The organism is Shewanella algidipiscicola, assembly GCF_900380485.1.
Taxonomy (GTDB): Bacteria; Pseudomonadota; Gammaproteobacteria; order Enterobacterales; family Shewanellaceae; genus Shewanella; species Shewanella algidipiscicola.
This window is the reverse complement of record NZ_OXJV01000001.1, coordinates 668,634-690,569: the sequence shown is the minus strand read 5'-3', so window position 1 is coordinate 690,569 and position 21,936 is coordinate 668,634. Positions and strand designations below refer to the sequence as shown.

The window sequence follows — 21,936 nt, the reverse complement described above, 5'->3', positions numbered from 1 at the left end:
TCCAATTTTCACCAAGATTCGGCCGATTTCTATGAACTACGGCGCAGATATGGCTAAACTAAGCGCAATAATTGCAGGCGAAATCTGCTAAGTTGAATGCCCAAATCGTGGGCTCACCAGACTTTGACTATCCATATATTCAATTGATGAGGAGTTTGAATGACGCGCTTAGAACTGACGCGATACCTTAATGAATTTTTGCAGGTATCCAATTATAAAGATTATGCGCCAAATGGCTTACAGGTAGAAGGTAAGGCGCAGATCAACATCATAGTGACTGGCGTAACGGCGTGCCAAGCCTTGATCGATCGCGCGATTGAACTTAATGCCGATGCTATATTGGTTCACCACGGCTTTTTCTGGAAAGGCGAGAGCGAGGTGATAACGGGCATGAAATATCGACGCATTGAGGCATTGATAAAAAATGATATCAATTTGTATGGATATCACTTACCGCTTGATGGTCATCCCATGTTGGGAAATAACGCCGAATTAGGCAGAGCGCTGGGCATTGTCGATGCTGAGCCAATTGAAGGCGTTGCCCAAGGTTTAGTCTGGCAGGGGCGTTTGGATAAGCCAATGTCGGCTAATGACTTTTCTGCTTTGCTTGACGGTGTATTACAGCGTGAACCCTTACATTTTGGGGGTGAGGATAAAGCCATTCATCAGGTGGCGTGGTGCAGTGGTGGTGCTCAGGATTATATCGATATTGCCGCAGAGCAGGGAATGGATGCCTTTATTAGCGGCGAAGTGTCTGAGCGTACGTATCATAGCGCGCAAGAACTCGGGATCCACTATTTTGCCGCGGGCCATCATGCCACTGAACGCTTTGGTATTAAAGCCTTGGGCGAGCACTTGGCCAGTGAATTTGAGCTTACCCACCATTTTGTGGATATCGCCAATCCAGTGTAGTTTTACTCCTGCTGCAAGTGATGATTGGTGTAAGAGTTTCTGCCACAAAAAAGGCCGCTTAGCGGCCTTTTTATCATGTGTTCTGAGTATCGTTAGGATAGACAGTGGATTTACTTCACTCGCATGCCAGGTTGTGCGCCTTCGTGAGGCTCTAAAATCCATAAATCTTTTTTACCTGGACCTGCTGCCAGCACCATGCCTTCAGACATCCCAAAGCGCATCTTACGCGGTGCTAGGTTAGCCACCATTACGGTCAGTTTACCTTCAAGATCTTCGGGGGCATAAGCTGATTTAATGCCGGCAAACACTTGCTTGGTTTCGCCACCCAAATCAAGTTGCAGCTTGAGTAACTTGTTGGCTTCGGGAACATGTTCCGCTTTAGCGATACGGGCGATACGCAAATCAAGCTTAGCAAAATCATCGAAGCTTATCTCTTCGCTAATCGGGTCAAGCTCTAGCTGACTCTTAGGCGCTTCAGTCACCTGCAAGTTTTCGGTCGATGCTGCGATAATCGCTTCGATATCTTTCATCTCAACACGTTGCATTAGCGCCTTAAACGGAGCAATTTCATGCCCAGAGAGGTCACGACCTAGGTCATTCCATGTCAGCGTGAGTTGCAAGAAGCCCTCAACATCTTTTGCCAGTTGCGGTAACACGGGTTTTAGATAGGTCACTAGGATGCGGAACAGGTTCAATGCATTGCTACAAACCTGATGCGCTTCTTGCTGTTTATCGTCTTGCTTGATCAGTTGCCAAGGGGCGGCATCGGCGACATAGCCATTGGCGATGTCTGCCAGCGCCATGATTTCGCGCATCGCTTTGCCAAATTCACGGGTTTCGTAGAACTGGGCAATGGTTTCTTGCTTAGCCAAGAAGAGCTCAGTGAGTGATTGATCTTCCACTTGGGCTAATTTGCCGTCAAAACGTTTGCTAATGAAGCCTGCGGTGCGTGATGCCAAGTTGACTAACTTACCCACGAGATCAGAGTTCACCCGCTGGGCGAAATCTTCTAGATTAAGGTCTAAATCATCAATCCGGCTGCTGAGCTTAGCGGCATAGTAATAACGTAGGTATTCAGGGTTCAAGTTGTCTAAATAGGTACGTGCCTTAATAAAGGTGCCCTTCGATTTAGACATTTTGGCGCCATTGACAGTGACATAACCATGAGCATAGACGCTGTTGGGTTTACGGTAACCAGCACCTTCTAACATCGCTGGCCAAAATAGGCTGTGGAAGTAGACAATATCTTTACCGATAAAGTGATACACCTCAGCGGTAGAGTCTTTAGCCCAGAAATCATCAAAGTTAAGGTCGTCACGTTTGTCACACAGGTTTTTAAATGAACCCATATAGCCGATAGGCGCATCTAGCCACACGTAGAAAAACTTACCTGGCGCATCGGGGATCTCGAAACCAAAGTAGGGGGCATCACGGCTGATATCCCACTGTTGCAGACCTTGGTCGAACCATTCACCAAGCTTGTTGGCCATCTCTTGTTGTAGAGAACCTGAGCGAGTCCACTCTTTTAACATCTCTTCAAAGGCTGGCAGGTCAAAAAAGAAGTGCTCACTGTCTTTCATTACTGGGGTCGCACCCGATACTGCCGATTTAGGGTCGATTAAATCGGTCGGACTATAGGTGGCACCACAGCTGTCGCAGTTATCACCGTATTGATCGGCAGACTTACATTTAGGGCAAGTGCCTTTTACAAAACGGTCGGGCAGGAACATCGATTTTTCAGGATCGAAAAGCTGCGAAATAGTGCGAGACTTGATGTAACCACCATCGCGCAGTTTAAGGTAAATGTCGCTGGCTAACGCACGGTTTTCATCGCTATGAGTGTTGTGAAAATTATCAAATGCGATATTAAAGTCGGCAAAATCTTGCTCATGTTCTTTTTGTACCTGAGCAATCATCTCTTCAGGGGCTAACCCTAACTGTTGCGCCTTCAACATAATCGGAGTGCCGTGGGCATCATCGGCACAAATATAGTGACATTCGTGACCACGCAGCTTTTGGAAGCGTGCCCAAATATCGGTTTGAATATATTCCAGCATGTGGCCTAAATGAATAGGTCCGTTAGCGTACGGAAGTGCGCTGGTCACGAGAATTTTACGTTGTGAAGTTGCCATCTTGTCTCAAAATCAGTAAGTGCCCAAAAGAATGGCATAGATACTAACCGATCATCACCTAAGTTTCACCAAAAGCTGCTTTAACTGAGCTAAATCTATCCGAATATTGTCAAATTTTCTGGTACACTTAGCCAAATTAATTTTAAGGGGTAGTCGTTTTGTCTTCAGCTTCTCATCATTATCATCTTAGCGATGATCTTCTCGCGCCAGTATTGGCCATTTTAGATGCATATCAAGATCCCAATTTACAGCAAGGTTTAGTCACCGCAGGGTGTGTGACCAAACTCGATATTGAAGGTAAACGCCTGCTGTTGGGCTTGTGTTACCCCTATCCGTGTCAGAGTCAGTATCGCGATACGGTCATGGCTATTACCAATAAGCTGGCGGTACTCGATGCCATCGATGAGGTAGAATGTGAAATCGATTTCCAACCTGCAACGATTGCATCTGGTGCAGTAGCGCCATTGCCAAACGTTAAGCAAGTCATTGCCGTTGCCTCAGGTAAAGGCGGCGTGGGTAAATCAACTACGGCCGTTAACCTCGCATTGGCACTTGCTGCCGAAGGCGCCAAAGTCGGTATTCTCGATGCCGATATTTATGGCCCATCCATCCCCATTATGCTGGGGGTGCCCGATTTTAAGCCGGTTTCACCCGATGGCAAGATGATGACGGCAGCGAGCGCCCATGGCATCGCAGCTCAATCAATAGGGTTTATGTTAGGCGGCGATGAAGCTGCAGTGTGGCGTGGGCCTATGGCTGCTGGCGCATTAGCCCAGCTGCTCAATGAAACCTTATGGCCAGAGCTTGATTATCTGGTGATTGATATGCCACCAGGCACTGGTGATATTCAATTGACATTGTCGCAAAAAGTACCGGTAAGCGGCGCGGTTATCGTGACAACGCCACAAGATATTGCGCTTGCCGATGCGAAAAAAGGCGTCAGCATGTTCCAAAAGGTCAATATTCCAGTATTGGGTATTGTGGAGAACATGAGCTTTCATTTGTGCAGTGAGTGTGGTCATAAAGAGCATCCTTTTGGGCAAGATGGCGGCGCTAAAATGGCGCAGCGTTACAATGTACCATTGCTGGGCCAGTTACCGCTTAAACTCAATATTCGTGAAGATGTTGATAATGGTGTGCCAACAGTGGTGGCCGATAGTGAAGGACCCGTGGCGCAGCTGTACCTAGCGATTGCCCGTAAAGTGGGCGCGCAGCTTGCGTTAACCCAAACGCAAAGTGTTGTTTCAATTTCAATTTCAGATGATGAGTAAGGTTTAAAAGCATGAATTCGCAATGTGTCATTATTGGTATCGCTGGTGCGTCAGCGTCGGGTAAAAGCCTAATCGCTAAGACCATTTATGAAGAGCTATGCCGTGATTTAGGCACAGATCAGATAGGTGTGATAGCTGAAGATGCCTATTACAAAGACCAAAGTCACCTGTCGATGGATCAGCGAATATTAACTAATTATGACCACCCCAAGGCGCTCGATCACCCTTTATTGTGTGAACACCTTGAAGCGCTTAAAAATGGTCAAGCGGTTGATATTCCAAAATACAGTTATACCGAACACACGCGCATGGCTGAAACCACTACCATGACGCCTAAAAAGGTGATCATTCTTGAAGGTATATTGCTGTTAACCGATCCCGCATTGCGTGAAAAAATGGATGCCAGTGTGTTTATGGATACCCCGCTCGATATCTGCTTCATGCGCCGTTTAAGCCGTGATGTTGCAGAGCGGGGGCGCACGATGGAATCTGTGATGCAACAATACACTCAAACGGTTAGGCCGATGTTTTTGCAATTTATTGATCCGTCGAAGCAATACGCTGATATTATTGTGCCTCGAGGCGGTAAAAATCGTATCGCCACCGATATATTGAAAACCAGAATCCAACACCTGTTAGTAAAATAATAAGATGAATTTAGGAGTGACGTTGAAATGCGTTTGACGGATTTAGAGATTGAAGCTTGCTTAAATGATGGCTCAATTGTGATTGAGCCGCGTCCCACAGCCGATGCCATTAGTGGTGTGAGTGTTGATGTTAAGCTTGGTGATCAGTTTCGCGTATTTCAAGATCATACCGCTCCTTTTATTGACCTTAGTGGCCCAAGTGTCGAAATGCAGGCGGCGCTCGATAGCGTGATGAGCGATAAAATTGTGATCCCAGAGGGCGGCGCATTTTTCCTTCACCCGGGAGAACTGGCATTAGCTATCACTCATGAAACCGTCACCTTGCCGTCTGATATTGTTGGTTGGTTGGATGGTCGCTCTTCGTTAGCGCGATTGGGATTAATGGTGCACGTGACTGCGCATCGTATCGATCCTGGTTGGCAAGGTAAGATAGTGCTTGAGTTTTACAACAGTGGAAAATTACCTTTAGCGTTGCGGCCAATGATGACTATTGGCGCGTTGAACTTTGAGCGGCTTAGCTCACCTGTGGCACGGCCTTATAATAAGCGGGCCAGTGCTAAGTACCGAGATCAGCAAGAGACCGTCGCTAGCCGGATCAGTCAGGATCAATAATGTCTGCATTATTATGGGTCAATGGCGTTCGCCAAGATACTGTATCTGCTGTTGATAGAGGCCTCGCCTATGGTGATGGCCTTTTTGCTACGATGCGCTGCTCAAAAGGACGGGTGCTGTTTTTAGATGCGCACCTAGGCCGCGCAGTACAAACTAGTCAACGCCTTGGCATGCCTTGGCAAGCGTCTGCGCAACTTATTGGTTTATTAAATTCAATTGCGATAGAGCAACAGCAAGATTTAGGTAGCGATTTTTGCATTAAACTTTTACTCAGCCGCGGCGTTGGTGGACGAGGTTATCAGTTACCTGAACATGTGTCGGTCACCGAAGTGGTGTCGGTGCATCCGATGCCAAGCCACTATCGTCACTGGCAGATGAACGGCATTGCGCTGCAGACCAGCCCGATACGCCTAGGCGGGCAAACTCGCTTAGCGGGAATGAAGCACCTTAATCGTTTAGAGCAAGTCTTGATTAAAGCCCAAGTGTTAGACAAGGGCTTTGATGATTGGTTGGTGCTTGATACTCAAGAGCAGGTGATTGAATCTTCTATGGCGAATCTGTTTTTAATTAAAGATAAACAGGTGGTTACGCCAAGCATGCACCTAGCGGGTGTCGCTGGTGTGATGCGAGAACAGCTCATTTACTGGTTTATTGAGGCGGGGTTTAATGTTGCGATTAGGCCTGTTATTCCGAGTGAATTAAGTCAGTTTGATCATGTATTACTGTCCAATAGCCTGTTTGGTGTGGTTGGAGTCAATCGTATCGATCAGTGCCGCTTTGCCCCCAGTGGATTGCCCCTTCAAATAAACCAAGCCCTCACATTATCATTATGAAAAAACTCATTAGTAGAGTGATGATTGCACTCTTTGCGTTACTTACCTTAGCATCGGTTGGCCTCTATTGGGGTTACCAGTCGTTGATGAGTTACAGTCAAACGCCGCTAACGCTGACATCCGCTCAAGAATTGGACCTAAAGCGAGGCACGTCATTTATCCAATTGGCACAAGTCTTAGAGCAGCGCGGCGTCATACAAGACAGTTGGAAGCTTAGGGTATTGGCTAAGGTTCGCCCTGATTTAACTCAGATCCGTGCAGGCTTGTATGAGCTCACTCCGCAGGATAATGTCATTAGCCTGCTGGAAAAACTAACCCAAGGGCGCGAAAAGGTCTTTAGTGTCACTCTCATCGAGGGGCTCACCATAAAAGAATGGCGCGCAATTTTGATGCAATTACCCAAAATACAGTGGCAAGACGGGGTATTTAATCAGGTGTTGATTGAGCATGGCGATATGTCGGGTCAACCCGAGGGGAAATTTTATCCCGATACCTACCACTATGTTGCTGGCGATGACATACAGGTGATTGTTGAACAGAGCTACCTTAAAATGCAGCAGGAGTTACAACAGGCATGGCAAGGAAGAGATACTCGGATCCCGTTAACGTCGCCTTATGAGTTATTGATCTTAGCGTCGATTATTGAAAAAGAGACCGGCAAAGCCAGTGAACGCACTTGGATATCGGCCGTCTTTACTAATCGATTGCGTAAAAATATGCGATTACAAACCGACCCTACAGTGATTTACGGCATGGGCGACAGGTTTAATGGCAATATTACTCGCAAAGACTTACGTGAACGAACGCCGTATAACACGTACCGAATTAATGGCTTAACCCCAACGCCCATCGCGGCGCCAAGTGGGGCGTCGCTTTACGCCGCCGCTCATCCAGCTGATGTAGATTACCTCTACTTTGTGTCGAAAAACGATGGCAGCCATATCTTTTCTAAAACATTAGCCGAACATAATCGGGCCGTAGATAAATACCAGAGAAATCGATGAACAATACCCATGCGAAATTTATTGTTATTGAAGGATTAGAGGGAGCCGGTAAGTCGAGTGCTATCGCTTTAGTCAGAGACTTTATTGCCCAGCATACCGGAGCCACTCCAGTCTGTACTCGTGAGCCCGGCGGCACGCCGCTGGCTGAGCGAATCCGCGATTTAGTGAAAGTGGCGGATCCCAGCGATCCCTTATGCGATGAGGCCGAGTGTTTATTGATTTACGCCGCAAGGGCCCAGCTGGTAGCTAATGTCATCAAGCCTGCTTTAGCCAATGGTCAGTGGGTACTGGGCGACAGGCATAATCTGTCCTCTTTAGCGTATCAAGGCGGTGGGCGAGGATTAATGCCGTTAGTCTCATCGGTAAGTGAAGCCACCTTAAAGGGCTTTAAACCTGACTTGACCATTTATCTGGATATCGATCCTGTGCAGGGATTACAGCGTGCGGCAGACCGTGGTGCGTTGGACAGAATAGAGCAGCAAGCAGTGAGCTTTTTTGAGCGCGCCAGAAATACCTATTTATCGCTCGCCGAGCAAGATGATGCCATTGTGATTGTCGATGCCAGTCAACCCATGGCAAAGGTTCATAGCGATATTGTGGCTGTGCTGCAGCAGCAAGGTTGGTAATGATGGTCAACATTCCTTGGCTCACGCCAGTGATTGCCCAGTTTAGTCAGCAATTAACGACGGGTTTGCAAGGTCATGCTTATTTAGTGGGGATGCATCAAGGATACGGGGGCGTCGAGTTAGCCCAAGCGTTAGCGTACACAGCTTTGTGTCAGCATCCGAGCTCACAGGGACCGTGCGGTCATTGTAAGCCTTGCCAATTGACGCTCGCAGGAACTCATCCTGATTTTTACCAAGTAGAAGCAGATGGCAACCAGATTAAGGTGGATCAGATAAGGGACTTATGTCAACGCCTGACATCAACCGCACAGCAGGGCGGTAAACGTGTTGCCGTGATTAAAAATTGCGAGCGCCTTAATGTTGCTGCCGCCAATGCACTATTAAAGACACTCGAAGAGCCTGGTCAACAAACCCTACTGTTATTGCAAAGTGATACGCCGAGCCGTTTAATGGCGACCATTAGTAGTCGTTGTCAGCGCTTGCATTTTAAGCTGCCGGTTGCACAAGAGGTTCAAGCCTGGTTATCCGAGCACTATGAACTGAGCGGTGATGTCAGCTGGTGCTTGCCTGTTATGGGCGGACCGATAGAGTTGCTAGCAGCATTACAATCGCAACGGTATGCCGAATTACTACAACTGCGCAAAGACTGGATTCAAAGTTTGTCGTCCGGCCACCTGTGTGCTAATTTTACTCATATAGAACAAAAGCAAGTTTCTGATGCGCTTAAGGTTTTATATCTAGTCTTAAGACAAAAGTTGGTTAAACAGAAAAATGCAGATGCGCTAGTAAACGTTAAAATAACCCGTTTAGCGGCTCAGGTGATGGCTAGGTATCATGAACTTAACATGATGCCCAATGTGAATGTTATGGCAATTTTTCAATCGTTTATTTTAGAGTATCAATCACTAACACAAGAGCAATAATTATGGTCGACCTCGTGGTTAATTTTGATACTTTACACCAATTGTACCGAGCTTACATGCCGTTTATTCAGCCGGCTGGCTTGTTTGTCGCCACGACAGAGAGCCACTATTTAGGGCAAGAGTTATCCATTGTTTACCAACTTCCAGGGTCGACGACTAAGATGGAGTTTCAAGGTCTTGTGGTGTGGATTAACCCTCTAGGAGCTTCTGGCGGAAGGCCTGCAGGTATTGGGGTTAAAATCATCTCAGATGCCTCGACCCATAAGCACCATATTGAGAACCTACTTGCCCGAGAACTCTCCTCGAGTGATTTGACCTGCACCATGTAGCTCGGTATCCTTTGCGTCCTTTTTGTTGTTTACTTGGATTATAAGCGTGCTCATCGATTCTCACTGTCATCTCGATCGCCTCAAGGCTGCTCCCGATCAAGCCTCTTTGCAACATATTATTGCCCAGGCTAAAGCGCGTGGTGTTGAATACTTTTTGTGTGTCAATGTGCGCCAACAAGGCTTCACCCAGATGCAAGCCAAAATGGCCGATTTTGAGCAAATATTCTTGTCTGCTGGAGTGCACCCTTTAGATGTAAAAGAGGGATTGGATACTGCTCAGCTTTATGAATATATTAAGGATCCCAAGGTGGTAGCGATTGGTGAAACAGGGCTAGATTATTTTTACGCCGATGACACGAAAGCGCTGCAGTTATCATGCTTTGAACAACAAATTGCGCTGGCGGTTGAAGTGGATAAACCGCTGATTGTGCATACTCGCGATGCCAGAGAAGATACTATCGCCTTACTGAAAGCAGGCCATGCCGATAAGGTCGGTGGGGTATTACATTGTTTTACTGAAAATTGGGAGATGGCCAAGGCGGCCATCGATTTAGGCTTTTATATTTCTGTATCCGGCATAGTGACGTTTAAAAATGCCGGTGATTTACGGACGGTTATTCGTAAAGTCCCTAAAGATCGTTTATTAGTTGAGACCGATGCCCCTTATTTGGCACCAGTGCCACATCGTGGGCAAGAAAATCAACCCGCATATGTTCGTGATGTGGCCGAATTTGTGGCTGAACTTCGAGGCGAGTCTTTTGAGGCGTTAGCCGATTATACAACGACAAACTTCTTCAATTTATTTAAAGATGCCGCCAAATTAGCTAAGCGCGAGTAGTACTGATATCGACACTGAATCGTAATTGGGAGCCAAAATCCTAAGACAACCTCTCACTACCTTGTTTTAATGTGCTGGCTTATGGCTTATGGCTTATGGCTTATGGCTTATGGCTTATGGCTTATGGTTGTGATGGGTTGTGTTAGTGATTGTGTCATAACACTTTTGGTTTGGGAGTATGGGTGTTGAGCTGATGATAATCACCACAGGTTATATCAAATAACAGATAAAAAAAGACCCAAAACTATTCCAATTGTTCTGGGTCTAGGGGAATGGCTCTTTGCAGAGCCGTGCGCTACTGTTTGAGAGGGTCTCTAAATACTTCTCAGGCTTTTAGTGTAGTCAAGGTTGAGCATGCTGCCGAATTTGTCTACATTGAGTGCTACCTTAATTGTAAAGAAATGTTACACGGTGGTCGGCATCACCAGCCTACATCCTAATGATTAACTTTTGGGTGCCGGATAAGTGCTTAATGATGGGGAAATTTTATCTTTGACCAAGTCCCGAGGTAAGCTGTTTTTCAATTTAGTGCCAAGGTGTTTAACGAGACCTAAATTGGCCTGATGATAGCTGACGAGTTGCTCGCCTTGTGGTGTGGTTTTGGTGGGTAACATAATGTCTCGCCCCATAAGATAACTGCTGGCTTGGCTTTCATCTAAGGCGATACTCTTACTGGCATCAGCTAATGCCACTATGGCTTCATGACGAACCTTAAAGCCTTTTTTGAGTGTATCAGCCAACTTTAAACCGATGCGTTGAAAACGGATCTTGCCAATTAGTGGCATGATATTGCGCGGGAATAACCAATATTCATCGTCACGCTGCATCACAACGCCATGTTCGGACAGGTTAATGTCGAACGTCGATTGAAAGTAATCTTCAAGGGCCTTAAGGGATTTATTAGTGGCCTGCGTAAACGGAAAATTCTTTTGCGCTTTAGGCTGCTCTACTGCGCGTTCAATATCGGCAATTTTGGTGATCTTGGCGATAAAGAAGCCTTCGCTGTCATAAATCTGTGGCCAAACATGTAAAAACCCCTCTTCGGTACACGCCTTATGCGCATCAGGAAACAGGTTGGCGAGTGACTCAAATTGCACGGCGTCTGGGTAACGCTGCTGCAGATGCAGACACACCTGCTGATTTTCGGTGCGATTGAGTGTACAGGTCGAATAGACAAGTGACCCGCCAGTTTTTAATGCCAGAAAAGCGGATTCGATTAGATCAACCTGAGTATTAGCGATGGCTTCAATCTCGGCAAAATCCCAATGTTTTAAGGCCTCGGGATCTTTTCGGACCGTGCCTTCACCGCTGCATGGCGCGTCGAGTAAAATGGCATCGAATGTGTCATAGAGGTATTCGCCAAATACCCGCGCATCAAAATGGGTGAGGGCTGTATTTTTTACGCCCATGCGTAATACGTTGGCGTGCAGTACTTTTACTCGGCTCGATGAGTATTCATTGGCAACCAGTAGGCCTTGATTATGCATCATGGCGGCAAGCTGGGTTGTTTTAGAGCCTGGGGCTGAGGCCATATCCAACAAGGTTAAGTCTTGCGGTGCATCGATGGGCGTTGGAAATAACGCATGGGGAGGCAACATAGAGCTGGCTTCTTGGATATAAAATAGCCCCTGAATATGTTCGATGGTATTGCCCAATTGCACATCGTCATTCACGGTGATCCAAAAGCCGGCATCACACCAAGGGATAGGTTCAAACTGCCAGCCTTTAGGCTGCATTAAGGCGACAAAGTGACCCGCCGATATTTTTAAGGTATTAACCCGAATCGATGGTCTTAACGGCTTATCGCTGTAGGCGATAAAATCTTCCATCGATAGATGTTCGGGCATATCTTTAGCTATGCTATTGATAAAATTTTGATTTAGTTGAACCATAAGAAGGAAAAAGCAGATATTGTTGTCAGGCAGTATATCACATCGCTAGTTAGGCCTTAGTTAAACCTAGGTCAAAAAGGAGTTTTTGTGCTTAATCGCATCTGGTTTGTTTTCTTTGCTATCTCGTTACTGGCGATCATCATCGGGTTATTTCAAGGGGAGTGGCATCTGTTATCAGATGCGGTTGATGCGCTGTTTGCCAGTGCGAAATTGGCCGCGGAAATTGCATTAGGTTTAATTGGGGTGTTATCACTCTGGATGGGTTTGATGCGTGTGGGAGAAAAAGCGGGGGTTGTGGCTGCGCTTTCCTCATTATTCGAGCCATTATTACGCCGCTTAATGCCAGAGGTGCCTAAGGGGCATCCGGCTTTCGGCAGCGTGACAATGAACCTGACTGCTAATGTATTAGGGCTGGATAACGCTGCGACCCCATTGGGTCTCAAAGCGATGCAAGATCTGCAAACACTTAATCCTGATAAAGCGGTAGCGACCAATGCTCAGATCCTGTTTTTAGTACTTAATACCTCCTCGGTCACCTTAGTGCCAGTAACGGTCTTTCTGTATCGGGCGCAGCAAGGGGCGGCGGCTCCTGCCGATATCTTTTTACCTATACTATTAGCGACCTGCGCCTCCACCTTAGTCGGGGTATTAGTGGTGGCTTGTTTTCAGCGTATTTCGTTACTTAACAGTGTGATTTTGGGTTACGGTGCATTATTTTTCGCCATGATCTCAGCGTTGATATTTTATCTTGGTAGCTTAAGTGTCACCGCGATTGGTGAGCTGTCGACAGGGCTAGGCAACGGCATCTTATTATTATTGATTTTCAGCTTTATTATCATTGCCGGTCTGCGGAAGGTCGCGGTGTATGATGAATTTGTCAGCGGTGCTAAGGAAGGGTTTGAGCAATCGATAAAGCTTATTCCTTATCTTCTGGCCATGCTATTAGCGATTGCCTTACTAAGAGCATCCGGTGCGCTGGATTATTTACTCAGTCTGATTGCTGCCCTAGTCAATCTATTTAATGGCGATACTCGATTTATCGAGGCCTTACCTACGGCGATAATGAAACCTTTTAGCGGGTCGGGCGCACGCGCTATGATGTTAGAAACCATGCAGCACCATGGCGTAGACTCTTTTGCAGGGCGGCTTGCTGCGATTCTGCAAGGCAGTACAGAGACCACTTTCTATGTATTAGCAGTATATTTTGGTGCTGTCGGTATTCGCAATGGACGTCATGCATTAGTGTGTGGCTTGACTGCCGATATTGCTGGGATCTGTGCGGCGATTTGGGTCTGTTATCATTTTTATGGCTGAGCATTCGCTAGGTATTGATGTAAGCGAATGTTCAATGAGCTAGCTTAGAGATGCTACTTAGTACTATTGGCGGACCTTAGTCAGTGGTGCTTGAGTGACGAGTTGATGTGTTGTTAAAAATGGTAGCTAACTGAAAGCATGGGGCCGATAAAGCTGTAATAAAGGTTGTAATTTGCGACCTTGATATCTGATTGGGGCACATTACTGTCGAAATCTACATCGACTTTATAGTAATTAAATGCCGCTGTCATGTGCCAATTATCGCTGATCTTCGCTTCTAATCCGGCACGAATATCCACAAGGCTACCTTTGATATCATCGAGTTCGATATAAAAATATTGCGCGTGAGCATTGAGTTTAAACCCTGGAATAAACTCATAGTCGGCATATAAACCTATATCGGGCAATGGGGCGGTTACTTCTTCATCCACGTAGCGAGGATTGGCATCACTGCATTGTTGTACGCTATCGCCCTTAAGACAGACGCCAATATCACCATTGAATGCAGTTTTGATGAACATGGTATGAACACCAAGGGAGAGACCAAAGTTGTAGTTATTGCCTTGATAAAAGTTATAGCCATAACCGATCCGTGCAATATCAATGTTGAGTGTGGTTTCTAGGTTAGCACCGGCTTGCACATTATAAATTTGGTCGTCCAGTGTCACTTGAAACGGAACGGTCAGCTTTTTGACTTCGGCATTACGATGTAACTGTTTCCAATCGGCGTAAATGCGGTGCTTGGCATTAAAATGATACTGTATTTCAAAAAAAGGCAGGAACTGAGACTCATCTAAATTAAGATCTTCTTCAAAATCAAGCTTAAAGTTATTGCCTAATAGGGGATCAGTGACATCCATAGTGGAATTGGAATTAGAATAAAAGCCACCAATTCGGATCACGGTTTTATCCTGCTCCATTTTTGATGGTACTGTGGCCTGGGAGTCTCCTTCACTCGCTAAAGCAGAGGTGCTGAGAACGGCCAACGTCAGTAATGGTAAGAGTTTGTAAGCCAAAAAATACCCCGTTAAATCATACTTATTATAAGTCACTGATTGTATTGTGTTAGCCTTTTATATGTGCTAACAAGTTTAGCAGGTTACCGTATTTGTTAAATGATTTGTATCAAAAAATGTGTAGAACAGCTGTTTTTTCTACAATCTGAGGTAACCGTGGATGCTCGCCCTAAGCGCTTACCCACCTACTGTAATAAGGGCGTCAGCCTTGCTGTTCCTTGAACTGGGCTCATTAGATAGCGAGCAGAGCAAACCTTGATATGATTAATTTTAAGTTACAGGTTTGTTTTTATTCATTAATAGAGTAATGGCCAGATGATCATCATCCAAGTAATGCCACACAATAATAGGCTGAGAAATACTGCGGCAGAGGCTATATCTTTTGCTTGACCGCTTAAGGGGTGGATTTCATCGCCGATACGGTCGACTACAGCTTCAATGGCTGAGTTTAACAGCTCGACAATTAACACTATAAACAGTGTCATGATGAGTAAGATGCGTTCAACTGTCGATACATCGAGGAAGGTGGCAATTGGGAGCATAAATAGTGCAAGCACGAGTTCCTGCCTGAAAGCCGCTTCACAGCGCCACGCAAGTTTTAATCCTTGGATTGAAAAGCCCGTAGCTCTAAAAACACGTTTTATGCCGTGATTATTTTCTGGTTTCATAATATTCCATTGTAAAAAACTGAGTTTGGCTCAGTACTGCTTGTATAAGGTGGGCTAATTGCGACATATGTTATGCAACATCAATTATTTGAGATAACGAATTGCAAATAAGATTCAGCTAAAAATTCAATTTATGGTTAATTAAGACGCCACTAATAAAGTGACTTAACCCAAAGTCCTTGTGTTCAAATCACTACATTAAGACACATTTTAGGCGCTGATATAAACCTTATCGAGAGATTTAGCTATGTAGATAACATTTAACTTAACCCCCATTAGTCTACACTTATTGTGATTTGTTCTAAGTATTGAACCATCACCCTGCTCAAGGAGGAGCTTATGGTGTTTTCTTTATATCGTTTGATTTTAAGCGGCTTATTATTAGGGCCTAACTTATTTGCAGCAAGCGTTTACGCTGATCCAACCTCTCATCAAGCCCCACCCAACATTGCACAGCAGTTACAGCATGCAGGAGCGATGACGGCGCAAGTTGCTATATCAGAGTACTTAGTGAGTGAAAAGTTCGATGGCGTTCGGGGGTTTTGGTCTGGCAGTGCCATGTATAGTCGTAGCGGTCGGCCGATCGACCTCCCCATGTGGTTTACTGACGGGTTTCCTGATGAGCCCTTAGACGGTGAATTATGGATTGGACACGGTCGTTTCGATGAAATTTCAGCGCTAGTTCGCCAAAGTGCTCCCGATGAGTCAGACTGGCGCAAGGTTAAGTTTATGGTCTTTGATGTGCCACAGTTAGCACAGCCATTTGCTATGCGTTATGGTTATGCACAGAAACAATTTACCGATATTTCTCCATATTTAGTCGTTATAGTGCAGCGGCAATTTACTAACGCCGTGGCGTTAGATGCTCACCTGACTCAGGTGATAAAAGAGGGGGGTGAAGGCTTAATGCTTCATCGAAAATCAGCTCTTTATCATCAAGGTCGGAATCAGGATTTGGTAAAACTGAAACGCTATGAAGACGCAGAGGCTGAGGTGGTCGGTTATCATCAAGGCAAAGGTAAGTATCTGGGGATGCTTGGGGCATTAGAAGTCGAAACACCCAGCGGAATTCGCTTTAAATTGGGGTCTGGCCTGACCGATGCCGAGCGGCGAAATCCTCCCGTATTGGGCAGTATCGTGACTTATAAATATTATGGTGTAACCAGTAATGGCGTGCCTCGATTTGCCAGCTTTATGCGTGTTAGGTCTAACCAATAGGTTATTTAATCAAGATTGAAGTAAGCGAACATGGAGAAATGCATCACATTAGCCAGAGCACCTAATCAAAATGCCACATCCCCTTACGTTTGCAGGAATGTGGCAGACCGTTAAAATACGGTGTCGATTATTACAATGGTCCAAAGGTGTCGTGCAAATTGGTTACGCTTAGCGCTTACATGGCTAGATTTACACCTTAAATTGATTCACCATCAGCTTTAGCTGCTCAGATAGCTGAGCGATTTCTATGGTTGACCCTTTAGTCTGATTGGCCGATACGGCATTTTCTTCGGCGATGCGTTTAACGTTGAGTACATTTTGATTGATCTCATCTGCCACCGAAGTCTGTTGTTCTGAGGCACTGGCGATCTGAATATTCATGTCGTTAATAACTCTTACCGCTTGGGTGATGACGGCTAAAGCATTGCCGGTTTTGTTGGCTTGTTCCACGCTGAGTGCGGCTTGATCTTTACCTTGTTGCATCACGAGTACGGTGCTTTGGGTGCCTGCTTGCAATTGTTCAATGATATTTTGAATTTCTTGTGTTGAGAGCTGTGTGCGCTGCGCCAGCGTTCGCACTTCATCGGCAACCACTGCAAACCCTCGACCTTGTTCTCCTGCGCGAGCGGCTTCAATTGCGGCATTAAGTGCCAGTAGGTTGGTTTGGTCGGCGATGCCGCGGATGACGTCTAATATTTTTACGATATTGGCGGTTTCAAGTACAACATCGCCCAGTTTTTCAGATGACTCATTAACCCTATCAGCTAGGGCGCTGATAGCTATGATGGTTTTCTCTACTTCATCACGACTGATATTTGCTTGGCTATCGGCCCGATTAGCGGCATCAGCGGCTCTTGCAGCATTTTGGGCGACATCATTTACAGTCGTCGTCATCTCATTCATGGCGGTGGCGACAGAGTCGGTTTCACTCTGTTGCTGTACCACCCCAAGACTCGATTGTTCGGTGACGACAGCCAGCTCTTCTGAGGCGGTCGCTAATTCAATACTGGCAGATGAGATTGTGGTCACCATATTACGTAGGTTACTTGCCGTTTCCTGTATTGAGTCTATCAATATGCCAGTTTCATCTTTATTGCGACTCTGGATTTCAATGGTTAAATCTCCCTGTGCTAATTGGCGCGCGGCGGCGACGGCCTGGCTAATTGGTCGGGTTATCGAAATGGTAAGCACATACGACGCTACACTGCCTAAAACGACCGCTGCCAATGATAATAGTAAGGTGAGGCGAATACTGTTACTGGTGCTATTTTTTACTTCGGTACCTAAGCGATCCATATCGGTTATGACTGATTTATTGGTACGTTCGGCATTGTTAGCCACGCTACGTCCGATACGATCAAGAGTGTTGCTGATTAAATCATTTCGGGTGTCAATCAGCTGATGGATTTGCTTTAAGCCATCGAGATAAGAGAGCTGAGCTTGAGTGAATGCTGTCAGCTTTGCTTGCTGCTGGGGTTGATGTACATAGAGTTTAAGTGCTGCAATGTTTTCGTTTAAATTTTTCCCCATTTTATCAAGGGCTGCCTTATAGTCAGCTTCATTATTCGAGTCTAAAAATTTAGAGGAAAATAAACGCCCGAACAAGAGTGACTTTTGCGTTTGCGCGGCGTAAAAAACCACGTCGGCTTCATTATTAACATAGGCAGATTCAATGATTTGCTCAATCATTAGGCGCATGGTTTCGCCTGGTGGTAAAATCTCTTTTGCTAAAATCTGATCTCGCTTTGATATTAAATTAACCACTTCGGTAAAGGTATGTTGGTAGGTTTGGAGTTCTGCGTCGATATTGGCGATGTAATTGGCGCGTTGAGGTTCTTGGATTTCGGCTTTAGCCGTTACGAGTAATTGACTAAGTTTATCTAAGTATTCTTGGTATTCGGTGAGGTCTTTCTGGCTGTGGGTGATGAGGTAATCTTTAACGTTCATTCTCACCATTAGCATGGTGGTTTGTAGATCACTGACGATGTTAGTATCTTGGCTTAAATCTTGGTAACTGCTGATCCCGTCGTTGGCTTTATTGAGCGAGACGATTCCAACTATAAGTACTAACGATAGTAACGATAGTACAATAAAGAAACTCGCACCTATTTTTACTGCTAACCGTAAATTTTTAAACATCACCACATCCAGCTATTAAGCATATCAATAAATGTGATGTGTGTTATAAATTATTTTGTATTTATTATCAATATTTTACATTCTGATACGGCTGTTTTGCTTTGTTTGTATCTGTTGCGCATAAGATACGATTATTGGGATGTTGAGTGATAACCTCGTTTGATTTAAGACTCTAAATGAGGCTTATTTGAATGATTAGGCTAAATTTTAATCTGTTTGGTTGGTCGAAAAGCGATAACTGCTGAGAGTGGCTTAATTTTTAAATTGTGATACTAATCCACAAAAAAGTTATGGGAACATGTGTTTGTTGGATAAATGAACACAATAATGATGTGACAAACTCTATTTAATGGTTTGATTGCTATTTAACCAGCATGGTGTGTCAGATAATAAATATTATTGATATCAGGTATTTGTGATAAAAATACCTCAATGCGGGTCGTTATATCCGCATTGAGCGCTTAGCGGTTAGCTATGGCGAATGCCTGAACGCTTGAGTCGTTCAGCTTCCAGCTTTTGCTGTTTTAGCGCCTCTTTTTCGGCCAATATGCGGGCGACTTCTGCCTTTTCTGCTTCAGCCATCGCGGGGGTTTCTAGTGATAATTGGCCTATCTTGCCTGAGCGAAATTCATGTAATAGTAGTTCAGAGGCTTTATGCAGATCGATACGTCCGCCAGGTCTGAGTGCGCCGCGTTTACGGCCAATGGCTTCCAGCAGGCCGATATCATCTTTAGGGAGCGCTTTTAGTTTATAGCGTTCAGCTATAGCCTCAGGGTAAGCCGTTAAAAAATACTCAGCGGCGAACATAGCGACATCTTCATATTCCATCGCAGTATCTTTAATCGCACCGGTTACGGCTAAGCGGTAGCTGCTGGCTTCATTGTCCACTTTTGGCCATAAAATACCGGGTGTGTCAGACAGCACAATACCGTTTTTAAGATTGATGCGTTGCTGTCTTTTAGTCACTGCGGGTTCATTACCGGTTTTAGCTATGACTCTACCAGCCAAAATATTGATAATAGTAGATTTCCCTACGTTAGGAATACCCATGATCATGGTGCGAATATCTTTTTCTGTGGTATCTCGACTGGGTACCAGCTTACGGCACAGATCAGGAACTTTGCGTACTTGTGCGGCTTGTAAGGTGGTGATCGCCATGGCTTTCACGCCTTGTTCCTGCTCTAAGTGTTCGATCCATAACTGTGTGGTAGCAGGATCGGCGAGATCGGATTTATTGAGTAATTTTATGCATGGCTTATCACCGCGCAGTGTTTTTACCATGGGGTTTTCACTGCTAAAGGGGATGCGAGCATCGAGCACCTCGATCACGAGATCGATCTGAGGCATGACCTCTTCAATCTCTTTACGTGCCTTGTGCATGTGACCGGGATACCACTGAATTGCCATGTTTATACTCTACTTACTAACAGATGTTGAGCGTAATTTTACCTTGATATGGTATAAAAATCACAAATAAAAAGCGTCAATAGACACTTTTATAGGCTGAGGTGACTAGATAACGCCGAGTTCGCGTAGACGCTCCATTAGATAACTCTCTGCAGTGTAACGGTCAGAGAGTACCACTTCAGGTTTAGGGTGTAAGAACAAGGGGAGCGAGATACGCGAGCGATTACGATCCATCCCTTCTGGGTTAATCACTCGATGAGTTGTCGAGGGGAAGTAACCGCCTGAGGCTTCTTGTAGCATATCGCCAATATTGATGATGATGTTGCCAAAGTCACTGGGGACATCTAACCATTCACCTGTTTTGGTTTGTACTTGTAAACCGGGCTCACTGGCGGCGGGTAACACAGTCAATAAGTTAATATCTTCATGCGCTGCAGCTCGTATCGCGCCCATCTCTTCATCGCCTGACATCGGTGGATAATGCAAAATCCGCAGTAGTGTTTTATGGCTATCTTCTATCATCTTAGGCAGTGCAATAGAGTAGTTTATCGCCACTTCTGCTGGTGTGTGCGCTTCTACCCAACTGAGTAACTCGGCTGCTAGGCTATTGGCTTGTTGATAATAGGCGAGAATATTGTCTCTAAGCGAGTCAGGAATGCGTCCCCAAGGGTAAACATGGTAATACTCTTTGATGTCTTTAACGCTATGACCCTTAGCGGTTTCAGAGATGCTGGCAGGGAAGAAGCCGTCATGGGTTTCTGCTTTAAACAGGAAGTCCTGTTTTTCATCACTGTTAAAGAAGGCTTGCCACTGACTATAGATGGTTTCAACCAGTGTTTTGTCGATAGTGTGGTTGGATAATACGCCAAAGCCGGTATCGCGCAGCGATTGGACAAAACGCGCAGCGCTATCGGGTGCTTGATAATCGATTGTTTCTAATTTCATATTTTGTTTTCTTGTTAGTAAACCCCGGCGAGAGTTTACCGTTGTCGCTGCTGTTGGGCAAATTAAGTGTGATGCATATCACCTTAATATTGTCCCTATAACCCGTGTGCTTCGTAATGATCACTGGCCTTTATTTGGGTGGTTAACTGATAGTATTAACACTGAAGGATCCTAGCCTATAGTGTAATATCAGACTCAATCAGTCGGTCTTTAATCTGTTACCGTGTGTTAGTGTATCGGCATCTTGGTGGCGCCATTTAGCCGTAAAAAGAGAATCAATAGAGAGTAGTTATCTATGCGTGAATTAACCGAGTTCGAGCAGTATGTTATCGAAGGCAAGGGCACTGAGCAGCCTTTTAGTGGTGAATATAACCATCATGATGCCTTAGGCGTTTATCATTGTAAGCGGTGTGATGCGCCTTTATATCGCAGTGAGCATAAATTTAATGCCCATTGTGGTTGGCCTGCGTTTGATGATGAGATCCCAGGTGCTATTAAACGTTTAGCCGATGCCGACGGTCAGCGTACCGAAATAGTCTGTCAGCAGTGTGGCGCGCACTTGGGCCATGTATTTGAAGGCGAATATTTAACGGAGAAAAATACCCGCCATTGTGTTAATTCGGCATCTATGGTGTTTAAACCGGCAATTGCAACGCCTGTTACTAACAAGCATCAATGGGCTACCCTAGGTGGTGGTTGCTTTTGGTGTTTAGAGGCCATTTTTGCTCAGCTTGATGGGGTGACATCGGTACAATCTGGCTATAGCGGTGGTGATGAAACCAGCGCCAATTATAAACAAGTGTGCACTGGGACGACTGGCCATGCAGAGGTAGTGCATATTGAGTTTGATGCAGAGCAAATTAGCTTTGCTGAATTACTCGATGTATTTTTTAATAGTCACGACCCCACCACGTTAAATCGTCAGGGCAATGATGTTGGGACACAGTATCGTTCGGTCATTTTTGCCCATGATGAAGCACAAATAAATACCGCATCAGCCCTGATAGCCAAGCTTACTGAAGCCCAGCTATTTGATGCGCCGATAGTGACCGAATTAGTGGCGTTTCAACATTTTTATCCGGCGGAAGCTTACCATAAGGATTATTTTGCCAACAATGGTGAGCAACCTTATTGCCAGTTGGTGGTTAAACCTAAGGTGGATAAGTTTAAGACGCGCTTTGCCGATAAAATTAAGCAAAGTTAGCCACGA

At 45.4% G+C, this 21,936-nt stretch carries 20 protein-coding genes; 13 read left to right on the top strand and 7 right to left on the bottom strand.

The window, feature by feature from the left end; translation table 11 throughout:
- Window positions 1–159: 159 nt before the first annotated feature.
- Entirely contained in the window at window positions 160–912 is a 753-nt protein-coding gene (locus tag DN599_RS03065) for a Nif3-like dinuclear metal center hexameric protein (protein WP_110456169.1), read from the top strand.
- Window positions 913–1,022: 110 nt separating this feature from the next.
- Here DN599_RS03065 and metG read toward each other — a convergent pair whose 3' ends face one another.
- Complete coding sequence (metG, locus tag DN599_RS03060; RefSeq protein WP_110456168.1) at window positions 1,023–3,044, bottom strand: methionine--tRNA ligase; 2,022 nt, start codon at window positions 3,042–3,044, stop codon at window positions 1,023–1,025.
- A 158-nt stretch (window positions 3,045–3,202) separates the two neighbouring features.
- Here metG and apbC point away from each other — a divergent pair, with 158 nt between their 5' ends.
- The 9 genes from apbC to DN599_RS03015 are packed head-to-tail and all read left to right on the top strand — an operon-like array spanning window position 3,203 to window position 10,127.
- Window positions 3,203–4,315: an iron-sulfur cluster carrier protein ApbC gene (gene apbC / locus DN599_RS03055; protein WP_110456167.1), complete on the top strand. Its 1,113-nt coding sequence runs from the start codon at window positions 3,203–3,205 to the stop codon at window positions 4,313–4,315.
- A gap of 11 nt (window positions 4,316–4,326) precedes the next feature.
- Entirely contained in the window at window positions 4,327–4,962 is a 636-nt protein-coding gene (gene udk, locus DN599_RS03050) for a uridine kinase (RefSeq protein WP_110456166.1), read from the top strand.
- Window positions 4,963–4,989: 27 nt separating this feature from the next.
- Entirely contained in the window at window positions 4,990–5,574 is a 585-nt protein-coding gene (dcd, locus tag DN599_RS03045) for a dCTP deaminase (protein ID WP_110456165.1), read from the top strand.
- Window positions 5,574–6,407 (top strand): aminodeoxychorismate lyase, encoded by an 834-nt coding sequence (pabC, locus tag DN599_RS03040; protein WP_110456164.1) that lies wholly within the window; start codon window positions 5,574–5,576, stop codon window positions 6,405–6,407. Before dcd ends, pabC begins: the two co-directional genes overlap by 1 nt.
- The gene (gene mltG / locus DN599_RS03035; protein WP_110456163.1) at window positions 6,404–7,411 is read left to right on the top strand and encodes an endolytic transglycosylase MltG; all 1,008 of its coding nucleotides are present in this window, start codon (window positions 6,404–6,406) and stop codon (window positions 7,409–7,411) included. Before pabC ends, mltG begins: the two co-directional genes overlap by 4 nt.
- Window positions 7,408–8,037 (top strand): dTMP kinase, encoded by a 630-nt coding sequence (gene tmk / locus DN599_RS03030; protein ID WP_110456162.1) that lies wholly within the window; start codon window positions 7,408–7,410, stop codon window positions 8,035–8,037. Before mltG ends, tmk begins: the two co-directional genes overlap by 4 nt.
- Before the next feature lie 2 nt (window positions 8,038–8,039).
- Window positions 8,040–8,960 carry a DNA polymerase III subunit delta' gene (gene holB / locus DN599_RS03025; RefSeq protein ID WP_110456161.1) on the top strand — a complete coding sequence of 307 codons (921 nt, stop codon included), beginning with the start codon at window positions 8,040–8,042 and terminating at the stop codon, window positions 8,958–8,960.
- 2 nt (window positions 8,961–8,962) lie between these two features.
- Window positions 8,963–9,289 carry a PilZ domain-containing protein gene (locus tag DN599_RS03020; RefSeq protein WP_110456160.1) on the top strand — a complete coding sequence of 109 codons (327 nt, stop codon included), beginning with the start codon at window positions 8,963–8,965 and terminating at the stop codon, window positions 9,287–9,289.
- A gap of 46 nt (window positions 9,290–9,335) precedes the next feature.
- Window positions 9,336–10,127, top strand: coding sequence for a TatD family hydrolase (locus DN599_RS03015; RefSeq protein ID WP_110456159.1), 792 nt, complete (start codon window positions 9,336–9,338; stop codon window positions 10,125–10,127).
- Between the two features lie 443 nt (window positions 10,128–10,570).
- On the opposite strand, the gene rsmF is transcribed toward DN599_RS03015, so the two are convergent.
- The gene (gene rsmF / locus DN599_RS03010; RefSeq protein WP_110456158.1) at window positions 10,571–12,019 is read right to left on the bottom strand and encodes a 16S rRNA (cytosine(1407)-C(5))-methyltransferase RsmF; all 1,449 of its coding nucleotides are present in this window, start codon (window positions 12,017–12,019) and stop codon (window positions 10,571–10,573) included.
- An 87-nt stretch (window positions 12,020–12,106) separates the two neighbouring features.
- Between rsmF and DN599_RS03005 the strand changes: the two genes are divergently transcribed.
- A complete protein-coding gene (locus DN599_RS03005; RefSeq protein WP_110456157.1) occupies window positions 12,107–13,333 on the top strand; it encodes a nucleoside recognition domain-containing protein in 1,227 nt (408 codons plus the stop codon).
- 113 nt (window positions 13,334–13,446) lie between these two features.
- On the opposite strand, the gene DN599_RS03000 is transcribed toward DN599_RS03005, so the two are convergent.
- Window positions 13,447–14,349 (bottom strand): DUF481 domain-containing protein, encoded by a 903-nt coding sequence (locus DN599_RS03000; RefSeq protein WP_110456773.1) that lies wholly within the window; start codon window positions 14,347–14,349, stop codon window positions 13,447–13,449.
- 296 nt (window positions 14,350–14,645) lie between these two features.
- On the bottom strand, window positions 14,646–15,017 hold the full coding sequence (locus tag DN599_RS02995) for a diacylglycerol kinase (RefSeq protein ID WP_110456156.1): 372 nt from the start codon (window positions 15,015–15,017) through the stop codon (window positions 14,646–14,648).
- 339 nt (window positions 15,018–15,356) lie between these two features.
- On the opposite strand from DN599_RS02995, the gene DN599_RS02990 reads away from it, so the two are divergent.
- The gene (locus DN599_RS02990) at window positions 15,357–16,235 is read left to right on the top strand and encodes a DNA ligase (RefSeq protein ID WP_110456155.1); all 879 of its coding nucleotides are present in this window, start codon (window positions 15,357–15,359) and stop codon (window positions 16,233–16,235) included.
- A 189-nt stretch (window positions 16,236–16,424) separates the two neighbouring features.
- On the opposite strand, the gene DN599_RS02985 is transcribed toward DN599_RS02990, so the two are convergent.
- The 3 genes from DN599_RS02985 to DN599_RS02975 form a co-directional block, all read right to left on the bottom strand.
- Window positions 16,425–18,374: a methyl-accepting chemotaxis protein gene (locus DN599_RS02985; protein ID WP_110456154.1), complete on the bottom strand. Its 1,950-nt coding sequence runs from the start codon at window positions 18,372–18,374 to the stop codon at window positions 16,425–16,427.
- 468 nt (window positions 18,375–18,842) lie between these two features.
- Complete coding sequence (gene ylqF, locus DN599_RS02980) at window positions 18,843–19,781, bottom strand: ribosome biogenesis GTPase YlqF (RefSeq protein ID WP_110456153.1); 939 nt, start codon at window positions 19,779–19,781, stop codon at window positions 18,843–18,845.
- A gap of 105 nt (window positions 19,782–19,886) precedes the next feature.
- Window positions 19,887–20,726, bottom strand: coding sequence for an isopenicillin N synthase family dioxygenase (locus tag DN599_RS02975; RefSeq protein ID WP_110456152.1), 840 nt, complete (start codon window positions 20,724–20,726; stop codon window positions 19,887–19,889).
- A 295-nt stretch (window positions 20,727–21,021) separates the two neighbouring features.
- Here DN599_RS02975 and DN599_RS02970 point away from each other — a divergent pair, with 295 nt between their 5' ends.
- Complete coding sequence (locus tag DN599_RS02970) at window positions 21,022–21,930, top strand: bifunctional methionine sulfoxide reductase B/A protein (RefSeq protein WP_110456151.1); 909 nt, start codon at window positions 21,022–21,024, stop codon at window positions 21,928–21,930.
- The last annotated feature ends 6 nt before the right edge of the window (window positions 21,931–21,936 follow it).